This is a genomic window from Pseudomonas versuta (genome assembly GCF_001294575.1).
Classification (GTDB): Bacteria; Pseudomonadota; Gammaproteobacteria; order Pseudomonadales; family Pseudomonadaceae; genus Aquipseudomonas; species Aquipseudomonas versuta.
In genome coordinates, this window is record NZ_CP012676.1 from 3,853,994 (window position 1) to 3,875,000 (window position 21,007).

The following is a 21,007-nucleotide window of genomic DNA, read 5'->3' on the forward strand; positions in this document are numbered from 1 at the left end:
ATAATCCGGTTCCCGTCCCGCAGCCTCCGAGCAGAGACCGCCATGAAATTCAGGACGATCCCCTCCCTTTTGTTACTGGGTGTACTGTCTGGCGGTGCCGGTGCCGCGGACCTGATTTCCTTCTGGGAAAAGCCTGAGCGTGGAGGAAACAGTTTCAATCGACTCCCGCCCGATCAAGCCTACTTCGACGCTCTGCAGGACTATGGTGCGAGCTGGGTGCGCCTGTCCTATGACAAATGGCAGCCGGCAGAACGGGACTTCCTCCTGGGCAATGCCGACCACTACAAGGGGCTGGTTGAGAAGGATCTGGAGCAGTTGAAAGCTGCGCTGGACCGGGCACATGTTGCGGGTCTCAAAGTGGTGATCACTCCCCTTTCGCTGCCGGGCATGCGCTGGGCGCAAAACAATGGTGATCGCTTTGATGACCGGTTGTGGCAAGACAAGGAGTTCTGGGCACAAAGTGCTGCGTTTTGGCGCGATCTCGCTGCGGCGCTAAAGGATCATCCGGCCGTTGCGGCCTACAACTTGATCAACGAGCCGGCGCCGGAAAAGCTGGGAGGAGTGGCAGAGCATGCCGATGCTGCAAAGATGCGGGACTGGTATGAAAAAAATGCTGGCACCGCCCGTGATTTGCCCGAGTTTTACACATCCATCATTAACGCCATTCGCGAAGTCGATCAGCTCACGCCGGTCATGGTCGACGCCGGCTGGTACGCCGCTGCCGATGCGTTCTCATATTGGCCAGCGCCATTGGCTGATACCCGTGTGCTGTATAGCTTTCACATGTATGAACCCTATGCGGCAACCAGCGCCCCCAACTTGCTAAGCGATAAACCTCATACCTATCCAGGCGTAGTGCCATTTGCTGCGGGCATGCAACAGTGGGACACGAAGCAGGTCCAGAGCTATCTTCAGCAGCCACTTGACTGGGCCGAGCAGCATGCAATACCTACCAACCGGCTGGTAGCCGGAGAGTTCGGATGCATGCGTAAATTACCGGGCTGCCAACAGTATCTTGAGGATGTGCTCACCACACTTGAGGCTGCCAAGGTGCACTGGGCGTTTTACAGCTTTCGCGAGGACAGCTGGGACGGCATGGATTACGAGCTCGGAACTGGCAATGTTCCATGGTCTTACTGGAAAGCCATTGACGACGGGCAACCGGACCCGGTCAAACGCAATGCCACAAGTGAATTCGAACCCATCAGCAAGCGGCTGAAGATTGATAAGTAAGTGGCGGCCCACTTGATGAGGCGATGAGCTGCGCTGACAAAACCCCGGTTTTTTTCAGACACGCAGCCAACTCATTTCACAGTGATGACAGAAAAAAAACCGGGGCGATAACCTGAGCCGCTACTCGGCAATCACCACAATCGCAACCCGCCGGTTTTCAGTGCGCCCGGTACGAGTGTTGTTGGACGCTACCGGCACGCGACTACCCAGCCCGCGGACCTGAATATTCTCAGGCCGCATGCCGACTTTGGTCAGCGCTTTGACCACGCTGTTGGCACGGCGCACGGAAAGTTGTTCGTTGTAGGACTCCTTGCCGGATGAGTCGGTATGACCGTCAACCCGTACGCGCTGGATGTCCGCAGCGAGCAAGGCAGTACCGATGCGCTCCACGATTTCCTGACTTTGCGGGTTGAGCACTTCCAGGTCGCTGCCAAACAGTACTTTGCCTGACAAACCAAACGCCCACCCTTCATCGGTCAGTTCAAAGCCCTGTTGTTTGAGTACCGCTATCTGCGCCGGGGTCAGACCTTTGGGCGGGGCGGTCTGGCAGCCGGTCAATGTCAATGTTGCCAACAACAAGGCAACGCTAAAGAACTGCAGGTAACGCTGGGTCAATGCACGCATGAAGGGTCAAGCTCCTGATTATATCTGGGCTGCGGGGGACTCCAACTCCGCAACGTGTTGCCCGCCTCGGGCGAGGCGTTTGGCCTGGTACATCGCCGAATCCGCTGCACAGAGCAGCGTGTCCGGCGTTGCGCCATGTTCGGGGTAAACGGCGATGCCAATACTGAGCGAAGTCACGACATGGCTTTGATCCGGTAACCGGATCGGCTCATGCATGCTGGCGATGATTTTGTCCGCGATGCGTTGTGCATCTTCGATTCTGTGCAGCGGGGTCAGCAATATGGCGAATTCGTCGCCGCCCAGACGCGCCACTACATCGTCTTCACGCAACTGGGCACGAATCCGTGTCGCCACTGCGACCAGCACCGCATCACCTGCGGCATGGCCATAGGTGTCATTAATGTCCTTGAACCGGTCACTGTCGAGAAACAGCACGGCGACCTTGTCCACAGGCTTGTTCAGCGAGCGCAAGGTCCGCGCCAGCCGCGCTGCAAAATAGGCACGGTTGGGCAGGTCGGTCAGCGAGTCGTGGCTGGCCTGGTGCGCCAGTGTCTGGTTTTCATTTTGCAAATGGCTCTGCCATGACTCCAACTCATCAAGCAAGGCATTGAAGTCGTTGCCCAGGTTGTCCAGTTCGGCGATATGCGCAGGCGGCACGCGACGGTCAAACGCCCGCTCGCTGCGCGCGGCGTGGGCCACTTCGGCCAACTGCTGCAAGGGCCCGGTAATGCCGCCGAGCAGACGCCGTGAAAGGTACAGGGCACTCCAGGCACTGAGCGCGGTACACAGCAAAACCCCGAGCAACCCGCTGAGCAAAAAGCGCAACATATTGGCGCCGTGCCCACTGAGTATCACCACCCCCACTTCTCGGCCCTGATGCTCAACCGGCACACTTATCGGCTGTTGCAGCAAACTGTCGGCCAGTAACATTTCAACTGTCGCCAGCACGCCGGTTTCCGGACGCTGCCAGTGTGCGAGCAATTCCCCGTCGGCGGTGTAGACCTGCGCCTCGGCGACCGCTTCAGTGGAGGCGATCAGGTCCAGCGCTTCGGTTGCCGCCACACGGTCATCAAACACCACAGCGGCTTCCACCGTGTAGTTGATAGCGCGTGCGATCAAGTGCAGGTTGTGATCGGCGTAGACCTTGAGCGCCAGCACCCCCAGCAGGGTCATGGAGGCACTGGCCAGCGTGACGGCCACCAAGGCCACGCCCAAATGGCCGCGCCGCAGTACCGAGCGCAAGCTGCGCCGGTTTTCAGGCGCTTTGGAGGGAGTCATGGCTGAGCCGCCCGGCGGCGGGACAGTTGCAATACATTGGGGTGGATGCGCACACCGCTGCGGGCGACAGAATCGAGATTAACTTCAAACGACACCTGGTCATCGGTAACTCGCAGGCAAAACAGACTGCCGACGGTGCATTGATTACCGTATTCGCTGATGCTCAGGATGGCGTGTCCGTTCAGGGAGTCGAACACATCACTACGTTCTGTCGTACTTAGCTTGCCCAGATACACCGCGTTGCACTCGCGGGCAATTGCAGGATCACTCGCCAGTACACGACGCACTTGCACCGGCCTGCCACTGGACTGAGTAGCGCCTTTAAGCAGGTCATCGGTGTATTCAGTGGGGCCAACCACGCATAACTGCAATTGAGCCGGTTCGGTGGGCCAGCGTGCATAGCTGAGGATGCCCAGGACCACTTGGGTCACGGCCCTGGCACGCTGATCAGCCAGGTTGACAGGCACTTGCGGTTGGGCCAGGCAGGGAGCGCTCAACAGTAACAGGCAAAGTGATAGCTGCCGTAGCCGCCACCCAGTGCGCTGCTCAGGCGATGAGACAGCCACGTCCATGCAAGAAGTCTCTGTATTTTTCGGATGAATAATGCCGCAACGATACCACAGCACGTACTTAAACGTGATATGCGTCACACTGCGACCTATCCAAACCAACTTTTCAAAGATTGCACACTCTAAGGCGGCCGCTCCCTAAGCCAGCCCCAGCATCAGCCCGCTCAAGCGCTTAACCTTGCGTTGTACGGCTTCTTCGAATACGCCGGCACGCGGCTCGACCAGGCTGAACCAGTGTTTGGCCCGAGTAATGCCGGTGTAAATCAGCTCTTTGGTCAATACCGGATTCAAGGCTTGCGGCAGCACCAGCGCGGTATGGGAAAACTCGGAACCCTGTGACTTGTGCACCGTCATGGCGTACACCGTCTCGACATCATTGAGCCGGCTTGGCAACACAAAACGAATGCCGCCCTGCCCGTCGTTACGAGCGAACGCTACACGCAACACAGGTCTTGATGACTGACCGTCGCGCTCGGGAAGCTTGAGGGCGATACCTATATCGCCATTCATCAGCCCCAGCCCGTAATCATTACGGGTCATCAACACCGGGCGCCCTTCGTACCAATGCTGATCGCTGTCAATCAACTTGCGGGCGAACAAGGCCCGGGTGATGCGCTGGTTCAAACCTTCAACGCCCCACGGACCTTTGCGCACTGCACACAGCACTTGAAACGCTTCAAACGCCTCCAGCACCTTGCCTGCCCACGCAGCCCAACCAGGGTCTTCAAGCCCCATGCCGGCCGCCGGGCGTTGCTCGCGCAACACGTCAAGATAATGTCGGTAACCTTTGGCCTGCGCCCCGTGCCCTTCCAGCGCCAGACGCTCAAAAGCGCGGTCTTGCTCATCTTTGAGCGGCAATGCAAAAAGGTCGTCATGGGTGCCGGCTGCCAATAACGCCCGCGCCTCATCGGACTGCTGACGGTTGACCAGCCGCGAGAGCCGGCCGATGCCGCTGCCTTCACCAAAGCGCCGTGAATGGCGGAGCATGACCACTTGCTGCGCGAGCGGGTGAGAGCCGTCCAGGTCTTGTTGCAAGTCACTGGCAGCCAGGCTTTCACCGCTGACGTGCTCCAGCCACTCACGTGTTTGCGGGCTGTACCAGCCCGCTTCGGCATCGCGGCACAAATCCCCCAGCACGGCACCGGCTTCAACTGACGCCAACTGGTCCTTGTCCCCCAGCAGCACCAGTCGCGCATGGGCGGGCAGCGCGTCGAGCAGGTTGGCCATCATTTCCAAGTCGATCATCGAGGCTTCGTCGACCACCAGTACGTCCAGCGGCAGGCGATTAGCCGCGTGATGACGGAAGTGCCGGGTGCCCGGCCGACTACCCAGCAAGCGGTGAACAGTGGTCACATCGCTGGGGATTTTTTGCCGGACCTTGTCGTCCACTTCCAGTGATTTGACTTGCAGGCTGATGGACTCGGTCAAGCGCGCCGCTGCTTTACCGGTCGGCGCGGCAAGACGGATCCGCAAAGGCGTTCCCGCTTCAACGGCCGGGGCTTGAAGCAACGCCAGCAAGCGCACCACGGTGGTGGTTTTGCCCGTGCCGGGACCGCCGGTGACGATGCTGAACGCACCTCGAGTGGCCAGGGCACAGGCCAGCTTCTGCCAGTCAATGGGCGCATTCGCAGTCGGGCTGCCGAACAGGCTGTCGAGGCGCGCCGGCAAATCATCTGCGGTTGCTTGCGGGGCTGCCAGGCGCTGGCGCAATGCATTGTCGATCCGACGCTCATAAGCCCAGTAGCGGCGCAAATACAGACGCCGGTCACTCAGCACCAATGGCCGACTTGCGGCATCGGCCAACGACTGCCCGGCATGCTCGACCAGCGGGCTGGCCTGCAAGGCCTTGCACCATGCATCGCCATCCAGCGCCTCGAGCAATTGCGAGGGCAGCAACATGGCACCGGTTTGTACATCGCCTTCAGGTGGCAAGGACAACGCGAAATCGGGCTCTTTGAGGGTTTCAAACAGATCCAGACACACGTGCCCGTGACCCAGCTGGTGGCTGGTCAGTGCCGCCGCCAGCAGTACCAATGGATCGCTTTGGGGGTCGCGTTCATACAAGAATGCGACGAACGCTTTATCCAGCGCGCGTAGCCAGCCACGCTCCACCCAGCGCTCCAGCAGTACCAGCAAGTCCTCTGCCCGGCGCAAAGGCTGCAACCGGGCAAGGCTTTCGGCAGTCAACGGCGTGGGTAACAGCTCGGCAAATGAACGACTCATAACAACACTCCCTGTTCCCATGCCGGCTCAGCTTGCTGTGCCGCAGGTTTGCCCTGGAACATCAGGTCCAGGCTTTCGATCAATAGTCTGGGCGGACGAGTAAAGAACACCCCCTGCCCCTGGGAGCGGGTACCGCGCAAGAACAGATACAGCGCACCGCCCATATGCCGGTCATAGTCGTAATCCGGCAACCGGGCCTTTAGCTGGCGGTGCAAGGCCAGCAGGTACAACACGTATTGCAGGTCGTAGCGGTTATCCAGAATGGAGGCGTTCATCGCTTGTTCGGTGTAGGCCGAGTCGTCGGCGCCCAGCCAGTTGGATTTGTAGTCCGCCACGTAATAGCGCCCTTCGTGCTCGAACGTCAGGTCGATAAAGCCTTTGAACATGCCGTTGAGCAAGCTCGGCTCCGCACCCGCACGCGCGGCACCGTCGTGGGTGTGCTGACGCACCAGCTTGTCCAGTTGCAGGACATCAACTTTGTGGCTGGCAAACCAGAATTCCATTTCGATCTGATACTGGCTCAACTGGCTAAGGACCACCGCCGGCTGGCCGTTATTGAGGCGCAGTGGCTCATCCTGCAGATGCTGCAACCAGTCACCCAACGTCTCGATCCAGCCTTGCCAGCCGCGGCGGTTGCAACGCCGCGCCACGGTATCCTGGATTGCCTGCGGGTCGGCCTTGAAACCTTCGCTGCCTGCCCATTCGAGCAGTCCATGGAGGAATGTTCCGGGATTGGGGCCACGGGGAAAGCGGTGGATGTCGCCGCCGCTGAGCGGTACTTCACGGGGAGCATCCGGGTCTAGCCGCTCATCGTCCGACAGCTTTTGCGCCAGGGCGCTTTCAGGCGCCTCGGCCGGGCTGAGGCTGTCACTGATGCGCAATGCGCTGTAGGACGCGATCCACCAGTTCTCCGCTGCCCGACGTGACGGCAGCAGCGGTTTACGCAAGGAGGCCTGATTGAGCGGTGGATAAAATGTCGCCTCGCTGGCTGCTGGCACCGGCAAGTGCTGGATGGTGGCGCAGTCTTGTTGCAGGTCTGTCAGCCAGCGCTCCAGGTCGGCGGATTCGACCAGCATCGCCCCACCACCAAGCAGGTAGCCTAACGCTGAAAGATGCAGGACCGAGCGATTGTTGTTGCCGCGCTTGAGGTCGGCAACCCCGAGCCAGCAGGCATGCTGTGCCCGGGTCAGGGCCACGTAGAGCAGACGCAGGTCCTCGGCCAGACGCTCGTCATCCGCCTGGGCTATCAGTTCTGGCGTGGCTTTTAAACTCACCTGCGCGTTACCCGCACCATCGTGATAGTGCAGCGGCAAGCGGCTGCCATCCACCGGTTTGGTGGAGCAAATAAATGGCAGGAATACCAAGGGGTATTCCAGGCCTTTGGACTTGTGAATGGTCACCACCTTGACCAGTTGTTCGTCACTCTCAAGGCGCAGGATTTGCTCTTCCCCGGCCTGCCCGGAGAACGCCAGGTGCTCGGCCAGGTGGCGGATCAGTGCCTGTTCGCCATCCAGTTCGGCGGCGGCCTGTTGCAGTAATTCGGACAGGTGCAAGACGTTGGTCAGGATCCGCTCGCCATCGGTACGGGCAATCAGCGCCTGCGGCAGTTCGAAGTCATGCAGCAGGCGGCGCAACATGGCGAGCACGCCCTGCTTGCGCCAGGTTTCGCGGTAGCCACGAAACTGCATGACCCGCGATTCCCAGGCCAGCTCATCCTGGTTGAGACGTTCAAGTTCAATCAGTGGCAGGTCCAACGTGATGCAGGCCAGTGCCGCCCGCAGTGGGCGCTCAACGTCCGGCTCGGCACAGGCCTTGAGCCAGGCTAATACATCGTAAGCTTCCTGCGCGGCGTAGACCGAATCCTTATCAGACAGGTAAACGCTACGTACGCCACGTGCCGATAATTCACGCCTGACCGCCTGAGCTTCCTTACCGTCACGGACCAAAATGGCAATGTCCGCCGGCAATACAGCACGCAAGGGTTTGCCAGCCTGGGCAAAACCGCAGCGACCTTGCTGGCCGCCATTGAGCAGTTCAACAATTTGGCTGGCACAGGCGGCTGCCAGTTGCTGGCGATAAATGACACCTGATACCGGCTGCTCGGAGGGCAACTGCCAAAGGGTCAACGCGCTGACAGGCTGGCCATCGAGTTGCAGGACTTCTTTACGGCCCTGGGATTTGACCGACACGAAGGGCACCGGATTCTCCAGGCCATCACGGAACAAAAATGCACCCCGCCCGGTGGCCCGTTGCTCGGCCCGCTCGAATACATGATTCACCGCTTCGACCATCACATGGCTGGAGCGGAAGTTGGTGTCCAGCGTATGCAGTCGGCCACTGGTGGCGTGCCGGGCACGCAGGTAGGTGTAGATGTCGGCACCGCGAAAGGCATAGATCGCCTGTTTCGGATCGCCGATCAGGAACAGGCCGGTGTCGGGGCTGTTGTCTTCGATCCGGTAGATGGTCTCAAAGATGCGGTACTGCACCGGGTCGGTGTCCTGAAACTCGTCAATCAGAGCCACCGGGAACTGTTCACGAATCAGGGTTGCGAGGCGTTCGCCGCCTTCGGCCTGCAGCGCAGCGTCGAGCCTGAGCAGCATGTCGTCGAAGCCCATCTCGGCCCGACGGCGCTTTTCTTCTTCAAAGCGTTTGCTCACCCAATAGGCGGCGTGTTCCAGGACTGCAGCGTCCGGGGTCGGCAACGCATCAAGTGCAGCTTTCAGGCCGGACATCGCATCCAGCGCCGGATGCTGCGGAGGCTCGCCTTTCCAGGCTTCTGCGAAGCCATCCGGGGTCAGGCGAGTGAACCCTGTGCCCAGATCCAGCTGCTCCAGAGAGTCGTCAGCGGCCCAGGCGCTGAGCTTTTCAAACCAGGGCTCGAAATAACGGGCCTGCATTTTCCTGCCGTCCACTGCCTTGGCGGCTACACCTTGCAGGCAGATTTCACGCAGCTGCTGGGCCCATTGCAACCAGGGCGTTTTTAGCTTTGACAGGGCCTCGCGACGCTCCAGCAAACAGGCTTCAATTATCGAGGCCGGGGTTTGCTCCGGGTTTTTCGGCGCCCGCGAGCTGGCGAACAACGCTCGAACCCGCGGTAACAATGCAGCCGGACCACTCCAGTTGGCACGCACCCAGTTCAAGGCGTCACCGTGCATGGGGTAGCAAAACAGTCGCCAGTAATCGCGCAGCACTTCGCCGAGCAAATCGCTGTGGTCGGTTTCCAGGGTTTGGGTAAACAGGCTGCCGCTGTCGAAGGCATGTTCACGCAGCATCCGCTGGCACCAACTGTGGATGGTCGAAACGGCTGCTTCGTCCATCCACTGTGCGGCGATATCGAGACGCCCGGCACAGGCAGCCCATTGCCCGGGCGTGAACTGGTCACGCAGTTGTGCCACCAGGGCATCCGGTGCTTCGATCTCGTCACGGAAGAACCGCGCCGCTTCAGCGAGCCGGGTGCGGATACGATCACGCAGCTCTTTGGTAGCCGCATCGGTGAAGGTCACAACCAGGATTTGCGGTGGCAACAACTCGCGGCCAAAGCCTGAGTCCTCTGCGCCATGACCCAATATCAAACGCAGATAGAGTGCCGAGATGGTGAAGGTTTTACCGGTACCCGCGCTGGCCTCGATCAGTTGACTGCCGCGTAGGGGAAAGGCCAGAGCCAGGGGTGTTTTTTGCTCGTTCATTAGCGGGACGCCTCGCTGTTTAATGAACGCCAGGGCGCATCAAAAAGTGGTCGATAGAGGGCATCGCACCACTCTGCAAATTCTTCACTGGCCATCAAGGCGGCGTAATCCGGGAACTGGCGGGCAAGCGCGGCGCTTTCACGACGCTCGCCATCGCTGGTCTGGCCGTCGCCTTCGTAGGCTTTTTGTGCCGCCGCATCGGCTTTCGCCGGATCAGACTGGGCAAGCCAGGCGAAGGCTGTTTTGACTGCAACGGGCAATGGCCGGCGCATTCCGACTTTCCAGGCCATCAGCAAATTGCCAAGAATTTCACTCGCCTGTTTTGCCTCCAGAGGCGCGAGCAGCAAGGTGTCATCGCTGGCGACCAAGGCTGTGGACATGTCCAGGCCACTGGCGCAGGCAATCAAGTGGTTGACCCAGGGCCGGGTCAACCGATGCCATTTACGGGTTTTAATCGCGCCAATGCTGTTAGGAATAGTGGTAACGGACAGTAAGCCTTTGTCACTGCGCTGGTGCAGGTTGCCGAGCCAGCCTTCAAGGGTCAGGCCGTTAGCCTCAAAGCTGACGGGCAGTGCACTGTTAAGCGGCGTCGGCCAAAGGAGCAATAATTGCTGATAGCGCTGTAGGACATCGGGAAGTGGCTCTATCAGTTCTTGTTGCAGGCATTCGCCAAAACCGGCCATGGGTAACAGGCCACTGCCCTGTAAACGCAGGGCCCGGGTATGCAAAGCCTGCTCAAGCTGATCAGGCTGCGCCAGTGCGGCTTCGAGCAAGCTGTCGCTAAGGGTGTAACGCTGTAGCGCATCGAGCACGAAGGGTTCTTCATCCGCCAAAGGCACTTCAGCCGCCTCAAAGAACACTTTCAAACGCTGACTAAAGAAGTGACGTACAGGGTTACGCAGGAAGTCCTGCAACTGGGTCAGGTTCAAGGGCTCTTCTTGTTCGTGCGCCGCCAGGATGCCCGGCGCGACAGGCGTCGGCTGGGGCTCGTGCAGACGTTGCCATTCCCGGGCATAGCTGAACAGGCTGGAATTACCTTCGTGGAAGTAGCGGGTACTGAAGGGTTGAAGCGGATGCTCTTGGGTCATGGCTTCAAGCAAGTCGCCACCCTCTGCCAGTTGCCAGCCGCTGGCCAGGTGATCACGCAGCTGACCGATCAATACGCAGGCAGGACGCTCGCTGTTGTCGCGGATACTGCGTCCGACCCAACTGATATAGAGCTGGTCGCGTGCAGAAAGCAGCGCTTCGAGCAGCAGGTAGCGGTCATCCTCCCGGCGGGAGCGGTCGCCCGGGCGATAGTCGCTGCCCATCAAGTCGAAATCCAGCGGTGGTTGCGCACGCGGGTAATCGCCATCGTTCATGCCCAGCAGGCATACCAGCTTGAACGGGATAGCCCGCATCGGCATCAGAGTGCAAAAGTTCACTGCGCCGGCCAGGAAACGCTGCGACAGCTTGCCCTGGTCAAGTCCGGCCAGCCAGGCTTCACGTACTACCGTCAACGGTAACGCATCTTGCAGGCCAACCAGCTCACAGGTTTCGAGCCAGGTCTCGCGAAGCTCTTCGAGCTGGGCCAGCAGGTAATCGTCGTGTTCGGTTTCGGCCAGGAAAAACAGTTGCACCAATGCCTGCAGCCGCTCACCCCATTGCTGCGGCAACGCCGGCTGCGAGAGTTCCTGGTGGGCAATTTCCAGTGCATCCAGCAAAGCCACGAGCGGGCCGATCAGTACCGCATCCAGACCGCCAATTTCATCATACGGCTCAATGCCGTCGCAGGCTTCGGCGCTACCGACGGCATAACCGAGCAGCATGCGGCGCAGGCCAAAACGCCAACTGTTTTGTTCCAGGTGTGACGGCAAGCCGAGGCCGGCACGCTGCTCAGCATTCAATCCCCAACGAATCCCTGCGCCTTCAATCCAGCGATGCAAGGTCGGCAAGTCGCGCTCCTGTACCTTGAAGCGGGCGCGCAGGGCTGGAACATCCAGCAAGTCGAGAATTTCACTGACCGGAAAACGGCTGTCCGGCAGTTTGAGCAGATGCTCGATGGCGATCAGCAGCGGATCACGCCCACGCTGACCCTGGTCGGCCAGGGTGTAGGGGATGAAACGACGGTCGTCTCGTTCAATCTGGCCAAATACCGCCCGTATATGGGGAGCGTAACTATCGATATCCGGCACCATCACAATCACATCGCGTGACTGCAACTGGGGATACTTGGCGAATCGCGCGAGTAGCTGGTCGTGAAGAATTTCGACTTCGCGCTGTGCACTGTGGGCGATGTGAAAGCGGATTGACTCGTCCTGCTCCAGATCTACAGCGGGCCATAGCTCACGGGTTTCGTTGAGCGGGCGCAGTTCAAGAATGTCATCCTGCAACTGGTTCAACTGGTTGAGCGGTTGTACTTCACTGAACAGGTCGATACGGCCGTCACGAAAAGCCGCACGATAACTGTTGGGGTCATCGTAGCTGTCGAGCAGGTTGATGTAATCACGCCCTTGTTTGCCCCAGGCGGCGAGAAGCGGATGGGCATGTTGATGCAGGATATCCAGGTCCAGGGCTGCCGGCATTCCTGCCTTGCGCGCCTGACGCTTGTATTGGTGACGCAGCAGGTCTTTATCCGCAACGATGTCAGACCAGTGATGGCGACAAGGATTATGTACGCACAACAGCACCTGGCTGAAACGGGCAAGGCCAGCGAGGGCTTCAAGCGCCTGGGCGGGCAATGACGAAATGCCGAAGACAATCACCCTGGCCGGTAAACCGGACGGAGCTTGCTCAATGCTGTTGATCTTGTCCATGAAGCGCTGGTGAACACCTGCCCGACTCTGCGACATGCCCTCCTCACCCACATCGAGCAATAACGCACGCCACAATTCGGCCTGCCAGCAGTTAGCCGGGCTCAGTGCCGGGCTTTCACCCCGGGCATTGCGTAACTGGAGGCGGCCTGCGGCCCAATCTTCCAGCCAGTCGGCGCGGTAAACCTGATATTGGTCAAACAGGTCGGCCAGACGCTCTGACAGCTGATAGCGTTTGCGCAAATCAGTGTCATGGGTAAGGAAGCGCTGCAAGGGTTCGAAGTGCGGCTGGTCGATAAGCGCCGGGAGCAAGCGCATCAGGCGCCAGGTAAGCGGAGCTTTGTCGAGCAGGGAGGTGGCGGGGATTTGCTCGCTGCCTAAAACGATCCGATAGAGCTGCCACATAAAACTGCCGGGCAACTGCACATCAACTGCGGCAGCAATGCCACAACCACCTAGGTCGTCGTCCTGGGCATCTTCCGCCAGAGCCAGCTTCAGCCATTGGGCGATGCCGTTACTCTGCACCAAGGCAATTTCGTTCTCCAAAGGCGCCAGGGGATAGCGGCGCATCCAGCTCACGACCAAGCTGCGTAACTCATCAAGGCGGTTACCGTGAACCACCATAAAACCCGCATTGAGGGACGTAGCAACCGGCATGACGGCATCCTTAGGAGAGGGCAAATCCAAAGGCGAACCTTATCATTGCCCGGGAGCATTGGTGGAGTATTGCAAGGCCGGTCCGACTTTGCAGGCGCTGGCGCGAGCTGCGAGCGACAGCATGTCTTTCGCAAGTTAAGCCCTGTGCCACCTGTTGCATTGCGCATTCAGGATTTACGGCGACTGCAGCACCGCAAGAGTTGTTGCAGCGAATCGCTGTATCGCTGCCTGCAACTTTTCTCGCCACAAAAACAAACCCCCTGTCTGCATGAGCAGACAGGGGGTTTGGAATTTAATCTTGACGATGACCTACTCTCACATGGGGAAACCCCACACTACCATCGGCGATGCATCGTTTCACTACTGAGTTCGGGATGGGATCAGGTGGTTCCAATGCTCTATGGTCGTCAAGAAATTCGGTAGCCAGCGCGTTTACCTTACGGTTAACGTTCCAGCGAATGGGTATGTAATAGATTTGTGTGTTACGCAAACTTTCGGTTTGTATCGTCTTCACACACCGCAACTTGCAGGCTTTGTATTCAAAGCGCAAATTGCTTGGGTGTTATATGGTCAAGCCTCACGGGCAATTAGTATTGGTTAGCTCAACGCCTCACAGCGCTTACACACCCAACCTATCAACGTCGTAGTCTTCGACGGCCCTTTAGGGAACTCAAGGTTCCAGTGAGATCTCATCTTGAGGCAAGTTTCCCGCTTAGATGCTTTCAGCGGTTATCTTTCCCGAACATAGCTACCCGGCAATGCCACTGGCGTGACAACCGGAACACCAGAGGTTCGTCCACTCCGGTCCTCTCGTACTAGGAGCAGCCCCTCTCAAATCTCAAACGTCCACGGCAGATAGGGACCGAACTGTCTCACGACGTTCTAAACCCAGCTCGCGTACCACTTTAAATGGCGAACAGCCATACCCTTGGGACCGGCTTCAGCCCCAGGATGTGATGAGCCGACATCGAGGTGCCAAACACCGCCGTCGATATGAACTCTTGGGCGGTATCAGCCTGTTATCCCCGGAGTACCTTTTATCCGTTGAGCGATGGCCCTTCCATACAGAACCACCGGATCACTAAGACCTACTTTCGTACCTGCTCGACGTGTCTGTCTCGCAGTCAAGCGCGCTTTTGCCTTTATACTCTACGACCGATTTCCGACCGGTCTGAGCGCACCTTCGTACTCCTCCGTTACTCTTTAGGAGGAGACCGCCCCAGTCAAACTACCCACCATACACTGTCCTCGATCCGGATAACGGACCTGAGTTAGAACCTCAAAGTTGCCAGGGTGGTATTTCAAGGTTGGCTCCATGCAGACTGGCGTCCACACTTCAAAGCCTCCCACCTATCCTACACAAGCAAATTCAAAGTCCAGTGCAAAGCTATAGTAAAGGTTCACGGGGTCTTTCCGTCTAGCCGCGGATACACTGCATCTTCACAGCGATTTCAATTTCACTGAGTCTCGGGTGGAGACAGCGCCGCCATCGTTACGCCATTCGTGCAGGTCGGAACTTACCCGACAAGGAATTTCGCTACCTTAGGACCGTTATAGTTACGGCCGCCGTTTACCGGGGCTTCGATCAAGAGCTTCGCGTTAGCTAACCCCATCAATTAACCTTCCGGCACCGGGCAGGCGTCACACCCTATACGTCCACTTTCGTGTTTGCAGAGTGCTGTGTTTTTAATAAACAGTCGCAGCGGCCTGGTATCTTCGACCGGCGTGGGCTTACGCAGTAAATGCTTCACCCTCACCGGCGCACCTTCTCCCGAAGTTACGGTGCCATTTTGCCTAGTTCCTTCACCCGAGTTCTCTCAAGCGCCTTGGTATTCTCTACCCAACCACCTGTGTCGGTTTGGGGTACGGTTCCTGGTTACCTGAAGCTTAGAAGCTTTTCTTGGAAGCATGGCATCAACCACTTCGTTAACTAAAAGTTAACTCGTCATCAGCTCTCGGCCTTAGAATCCCGGATTTACCTAAGATTCCAGCCTACCACCTTAAACTTGGACAACCAACGCCAAGCTGGCCTAGCCTTCTCCGTCCCTCCATCGCAATAACCAGAAGTACAGGAATATTAACCTGTTTTCCATCGACTACGCTTTTCAGCCTCGCCTTAGGGACCGACTAACCCTGCGTCGATTAACGTTGCGCAGGAAACCTTGGTCTTTCGGCGTGGGTGTTTTTCACACCCATTATCGTTACTCATGTCAGCATTCGCACTTCTGATACCTCCAGCAAGCTTCTCAACTCACCTTCACAGGCTTACAGAACGCTCCTCTACCGCATCATCCTAAGATGATACCCGTAGCTTCGGTGTATGGTTTGAGCCCCGTTAAATCTTCCGCGCAGGCCGACTCGACTAGTGAGCTATTACGCTTTCTTTAAAGGGTGGCTGCTTCTAAGCCAACCTCCTAGCTGTCTAAGCCTTCCCACATCGTTTCCCACTTAACCATAACTTTGGGACCTTAGCTGACGGTCTGGGTTGTTTCCCTTTTCACGACGGACGTTAGCACCCGCCGTGTGTCTCCCATGCTCGGCACTTGTAGGTATTCGGAGTTTGCATCGGTTTGGTAAGTCGGGATGACCCCCTAGCCGAAACAGTGCTCTACCCCCTACAGTGATACATGAGGCGCTACCTAAATAGCTTTCGAGGAGAACCAGCTATCTCCGAGCTTGATTAGCCTTTCACTCCGATCCACAGGTCATCCGCTAACTTTTCAACGGTAGTCGGTTCGGTCCTCCAGTTAGTGTTACCCAACCTTCAACCTGCCCATGGATAGATCGCCCGGTTTCGGGTCTATTCCCAGCGACTAGACGCCCTATTAAGACTCGCTTTCGCTACGCCTCCCCTATTCGGTTAAGCTTGCCACTGAAAATAAGTCGCTGACCCATTATACAAAAGGTACGCAGTCACCCAACAAAGTGGGCTCCCACTGCTTGTACGCATACGGTTTCAGGATCTATTTCACTCCCCTCTCCGGGGTTCTTTTCGCCTTTCCCTCACGGTACTAGTTCACTATCGGTCAGTCAGTAGTATTTAGCCTTGGAGGATGGTCCCCCCATATTCAGACAAAGTTTCTCGTGCTCCGTCCTACTCGATTTCACTGTAAAGATGTTTTCGCGTACAGGGCTATCACCCACTATGGCCGCACTTTCCAGAGCGTTCCGCTAACATCAATACAGCTTAAGGGCTGGTCCCCGTTCGCTCGCCACTACTAAGGGAATCTCGGTTGATTTCTTTTCCTCAGGGTACTTAGATGTTTCAGTTCCCCTGGTTCGCTTCTTAAGCCTATGTATTCAGCTTAAGATACCTAACTTATGTTAGGTGGGTTCCCCCATTCAGACATCTCCGGATCAAAGTCTGTTTGCCGACTCCCCGAAGCTTTTCGCAGGCTACCACGTCTTTCATCGCCTCTGACTGCCAAGGCATCCACCGTATGCGCTTCTTCACTTGACCATATAACCCCAAGCAATCTGGTTATACTATGAAGACGACATTCGCCGAAAATTCGCAATTACTCACAAATTTTACCTTAGCCTGAATAAACACCAGTGAAAGTGTTATTCAGTCTAACTTTCTATTACATACCCAAATTTTTAAAGAACGATCTAATCAAAAGATCAGAAATCAACATTCACCATCATGCGATGGAATGCTCATTTCTAAGCTTTACGATACAGAAGCAAGTTATGGTGGAGCCAAACGGGATCGAACCGTTGACCTCCTGCGTGCAAGGCAGGCGCTCTCCCAGCTGAGCTATGGCCCCATATTTCTACAGGCTTTTTCCACACAAAATTGGTGGGTCTGGGCAGATTCGAACTGCCGACCTCACCCTTATCAGGGGTGCGCTCTAACCAACTGAGCTACAGACCCAATTTCGAGCTTGTAACTGTTAGCGTGCGCTATCAGCTTGGAGCTTAAAGTTGCTTCTATCGTCTTCTTCAATGAATCAAGCAATTCGTGTGGGAACTTATGGAGCAGCTGATGTCGTCGATTAAGGAGGTGATCCAGCCGCAGGTTCCCCTACGGCTACCTTGTTACGACTTCACCCCAGTCATGAATCACACCGTGGTAACCGTCCTCCCGAAGGTTAGACTAGCTACTTCTGGTGCAACCCACTCCCATGGTGTGACGGGCGGTGTGTACAAGGCCCGGGAACGTATTCACCGTGACATTCTGATTCACGATTACTAGCGATTCCGACTTCACGCAGTCGAGTTGCAGACTGCGATCCGGACTACGATCGGTTTTATGGGATTAGCTCCACCTCGCGGCTTGGCAACCCTTTGTACCGACCATTGTAGCACGTGTGTAGCCCAGGCCGTAAGGGCCATGATGACTTGACGTCATCCCCACCTTCCTCCGGTTTGTCACCGGCAGTCTCCTTAGAGTGCCCACCATTACGTGCTGGTAACTAAGGACAAGGGTTGCGCTCGTTACGGGACTTAACCCAACATCTCACGACACGAGCTGACGACAGCCATGCAGCACCTGTCTCAATGTTCCCGAAGGCACCAATCTATCTCTAGAAAGTTCATTGGATGTCAAGGCCTGGTAAGGTTCTTCGCGTTGCTTCGAATTAAACCACATGCTCCACCGCTTGTGCGGGCCCCCGTCAATTCATTTGAGTTTTAACCTTGCGGCCGTACTCCCCAGGCGGTCAACTTAATGCGTTAGCTGCGCCACTAAGAGTTCAAGACTCCCAACGGCTAGTTGACATCGTTTACGGCGTGGACTACCAGGGTATCTAATCCTGTTTGCTCCCCACGCTTTCGCACCTCAGTGTCAGTATCAGTCCAGGTGGTCGCCTTCGCCACTGGTGTTCCTTCCTATATCTACGCATTTCACCGCTACACAGGAAATTCCACCACCCTCTACCATACTCTAGCTTGCCAGTTTTGGATGCAGTTCCCAGGTTGAGCCCGGGGATTTCACATTCAACTTAACAAACCACCTACGCGCGCTTTACGCCCAGTAATTCCGATTAACGCTTGCACCCTCTGTATTACCGCGGCTGCTGGCACAGAGTTAGCCGGTGCTTATTCTGTCGGTAACGTCAAAACACTAACGTATTAGGTTAATGCCCTTCCTCCCAACTTAAAGTGCTTTACAATCCGAAGACCTTCTTCACACACGCGGCATGGCTGGATCAGGCTTTCGCCCATTGTCCAATATTCCCCACTGCTGCCTCCCGTAGGAGTCTGGACCGTGTCTCAGTTCCAGTGTGACTGATCATCCTCTCAGACCAGTTACGGATCGTAGCCTTGGTGAGCCATTACCTCACCAACTAGCTAATCCGACCTAGGCTCATCTGATAGCGCAAGGCCCGAAGGTCCCCTGCTTTCTCCCGTAGGACGTATGCGGTATTAGCGTCCGTTTCCGAACGTTATCCCCCACTACCAGGCAGATTCCTAGGTATTACTCACCCGTCCGCCGCTCTCAAGAGGTGCAAGCACCTCTCTACCGCTCGACTTGCATGTGTTAGGCCTGCCGCCAGCGTTCAATCTGAGCCATGATCAAACTCTTCAGTTCAAACATCTTTGGGTTTTTAAGAAACCCTAAACTTGGCTCAGCAATCGTTGGTTACATCTTTGATTTCTCGCGGAGTAACTTGTGATGCTGATAATCTTGTTGACTATCAGTCTGACTCCACAAGCACCCACACGAATTGCTTGATTCAGTTGTTAAAGAGCGGTTGGTTAAGCTTTCGCTCAACCGAGGCGCGCATTCTACAGCAGCCTCTGTTGCTGTCAAGCGGTTATTTTAGGATGTTTTCAAAGTTTCCTTTGTAACATCAACCACTTGCGCTTTCGATCTCTCGTTAGCGGGAGGCGAATTCTACAGCGTTACACGCTGCTGTCAACACCTTAATTCCTGCTTCTTTCGATTGAGATAATCGACTCACTGACCAGGTAAACATTGATCAGCGGCACAGACTTTATACAAAGCCTGTACTTATACAAAAACAAAATCCCCGTCTGCGTGAGCAGACAGGGATTTTGGAATTTAATCTTGACGATGACCTACTCTCACATGGGGAAACCCCACACTACCATCGGCGATGCATCGTTTCACTACTGAGTTCGGGATGGGATCAGGTGGTTCCAATGCTCTATGGTCGTCAAGAAATTCGGTAGCCAGCACGTTTACCTTACGGTTAACGTTCCAGCGAATGGGTATGTAATAGATTTGTGTGTTACGCAAACTTTCGGTTTGTATCGTCTTCACACACCGCAACTTGCAGGCTTTGTATTCAAAGCGCAAATTGCTTGGGTGTTATATGGTCAAGCCTCACGGGCAATTAGTATTGGTTAGCTCAACGCCTCACAGCGCTTACACACCCAACCTATCAACGTCGTAGTCTTCGACGGCCCTTTAGGGAACTCAAGGTTCCAGTGAGATCTCATCTTGAGGCAAGTTTCCCGCTTAGATGCTTTCAGCGGTTATCTTTCCCGAACATAGCTACCCGGCAATGCCACTGGCGTGACAACCGGAACACCAGAGGTTCGTCCACTCCGGTCCTCTCGTACTAGGAGCAGCCCCTCTCAAATCTCAAACGTCCACGGCAGATAGGGACCGAACTGTCTCACGACGTTCTAAACCCAGCTCGCGTACCACTTTAAATGGCGAACAGCCATACCCTTGGGACCGGCTTCAGCCCCAGGATGTGATGAGCCGACATCGAGGTGCCAAACACCGCCGTCGATATGAACTCTTGGGCGGTATCAGCCTGTTATCCCCGGAGTACCTTTTATCCGTTGAGCGATGGCCCTTCCATACAGAACCACCGGATCACTAAGACCTACTTTCGTACCTGCTCGACGTGTCTGTCTCGCAGTCAAGCGCGCTTTTGCCTTTATACTCTACGACCGATTTCCGACCGGTCTGAGCGCACCTTCGTACTCCTCCGTTACTCTTTAGGAGGAGACCGCCCCAGTCAAACTACCCACCATACACTGTCCTCGATCCGGATAACGGACCTGAGTTAGAACCTCAAAGTTGCCAGGGTGGTATTTCAAGGTTGGCTCCATGCAGACTGGCGTCCACACTTCAAAGCCTCCCACCTATCCTACACAAGCAAATTCAAAGTCCAGTGCAAAGCTATAGTAAAGGTTCACGGGGTCTTTCCGTCTAGCCGCGGATACACTGCATCTTCACAGCGATTTCAATTTCACTGAGTCTCGGGTGGAGACAGCGCCGCCATCGTTACGCCATTCGTGCAGGTCGGAACTTACCCGACAAGGAATTTCGCTACCTTAGGACCGTTATAGTTACGGCCGCCGTTTACCGGGGCTTCGATCAAGAGCTTCGCGTTAGCTAACCCCATCAATTAACCTTCCGGCACCGGGCAGGCGTCACACCCTATACGTCCACTTTCGTGTTTGCAGAGTGCTGTGTTTTTAATAAACAGTCGCAGCGGCCTGGTATCTTCGACCGGCGTGGGCTTACGCAGTAAATGCTTCACCCTCACCGGCGCACCTTCTCCCGAAGTTACGGTGCCATTTTGCCTAGTTCCTTCACCCGAGTTCTCTCAAGCGCCTTGGTATTCTCTACCCAACCACCTGTGTCGGTTTGGGGTACGGTTCCTGGTTACCTGAAGCTTAGAAGCTTTTCTTGGAAGCATGGCATCAACCACTTCGTTAACTAAAAGTTAACTCGTCATCAGCTCTCGGCCTTAGAATCCCGGATTTACCTAAGATTCCAGCCTACCACCTTAAACTTGGACAACCAACGCCAAGCTGGCCTAGCCTTCTCCGTCCCTCCATCGCAATAACCAGAAGTACAGGAATATTAACCTGTTTTCCATCGACTACGCTTTTCAGCCTCGCCTTAGGGACCGACTAACCCTGCGTCGATTAACGTTGCGCAGGAAACCTTGGTCTTTCGGCGTGGGTGTTTTTCACACCCATTATCGTTACTCATGTCAGCATTCGCACTTCT

7 protein-coding genes, 2 tRNA genes and 5 rRNA genes (1 of these 14 only partly in view) are annotated in these 21,007 nt (G+C 56.3%); 1 reads left to right on the forward strand and 13 read right to left on the reverse strand.

The window, feature by feature from the left end:
* The first annotated feature begins 42 nt into the window (after positions 1–42).
* Positions 43–1,233, forward strand: coding sequence for a glycoside hydrolase family 5 protein (locus tag AOC04_RS17315; protein WP_060695507.1), 1,191 nt, complete (start codon positions 43–45; stop codon positions 1,231–1,233).
* A 120-nt stretch (positions 1,234–1,353) separates the two neighbouring features.
* Here the strand turns inward: AOC04_RS17315 and yfiB are convergent, their stop codons facing one another.
* From yfiB to AOC04_RS17380, 13 genes are all read right to left on the reverse strand, one after another.
* Positions 1,354–1,857, reverse strand: a complete 504-nt coding sequence (gene yfiB, locus AOC04_RS17320) for an outer membrane lipoprotein YfiB (protein ID WP_060695509.1) — start codon at positions 1,855–1,857, stop codon at positions 1,354–1,356.
* A gap of 18 nt (positions 1,858–1,875) precedes the next feature.
* Positions 1,876–3,135, reverse strand: a complete 1,260-nt coding sequence (gene dgcN / locus AOC04_RS17325; RefSeq protein ID WP_060695511.1) for a diguanylate cyclase DgcN/YfiN — start codon at positions 3,133–3,135, stop codon at positions 1,876–1,878.
* Positions 3,132–3,707, reverse strand: a complete 576-nt coding sequence (yfiR, locus tag AOC04_RS17330; protein ID WP_060695513.1) for a regulatory sequestration protein YfiR — start codon at positions 3,705–3,707, stop codon at positions 3,132–3,134. The genes dgcN and yfiR overlap by 4 nt, the downstream gene beginning before the upstream one ends.
* A 135-nt stretch (positions 3,708–3,842) precedes the next feature.
* Positions 3,843–5,927, reverse strand: a complete 2,085-nt coding sequence (gene recD, locus AOC04_RS17335; protein WP_060695515.1) for an exodeoxyribonuclease V subunit alpha — start codon at positions 5,925–5,927, stop codon at positions 3,843–3,845.
* A complete protein-coding gene (gene recB / locus AOC04_RS17340) occupies positions 5,924–9,613 on the reverse strand; it encodes an exodeoxyribonuclease V subunit beta (protein ID WP_060695517.1) in 3,690 nt (1,229 codons plus the stop codon). Before recB ends, recD begins: the two co-directional genes overlap by 4 nt.
* The gene (gene recC / locus AOC04_RS17345; protein WP_060695520.1) at positions 9,613–13,062 is read right to left on the reverse strand and encodes an exodeoxyribonuclease V subunit gamma; all 3,450 of its coding nucleotides are present in this window, start codon (positions 13,060–13,062) and stop codon (positions 9,613–9,615) included. Before recC ends, recB begins: the two co-directional genes overlap by 1 nt.
* A gap of 296 nt (positions 13,063–13,358) precedes the next feature.
* Positions 13,359–13,474: ribosomal RNA gene (rrf, locus tag AOC04_RS17350) — 5S ribosomal RNA — on the reverse strand.
* A 154-nt stretch (positions 13,475–13,628) separates the two neighbouring features.
* A 23S ribosomal RNA gene (locus AOC04_RS17355) occupies positions 13,629–16,522 on the reverse strand.
* 234 nt (positions 16,523–16,756) lie between these two features.
* Positions 16,757–16,832 (reverse strand) — tRNA-Ala (locus AOC04_RS17360).
* Positions 16,833–16,862: 30 nt separating this feature from the next.
* Positions 16,863–16,939: transfer RNA gene (locus AOC04_RS17365), tRNA-Ile, on the reverse strand.
* A 122-nt stretch (positions 16,940–17,061) separates the two neighbouring features.
* Positions 17,062–18,598 (reverse strand): 16S ribosomal RNA (locus AOC04_RS17370).
* 478 nt (positions 18,599–19,076) lie between these two features.
* Positions 19,077–19,192, reverse strand: a 5S ribosomal RNA gene (gene rrf / locus AOC04_RS17375).
* Between the two features lie 154 nt (positions 19,193–19,346).
* Positions 19,347–21,007, reverse strand: a 23S ribosomal RNA gene (locus tag AOC04_RS17380) (it continues 1,233 nt past the right edge of the window).
* The 16S, 23S and 5S rRNA genes sit together here with 2 tRNA genes alongside, the layout of an rRNA operon.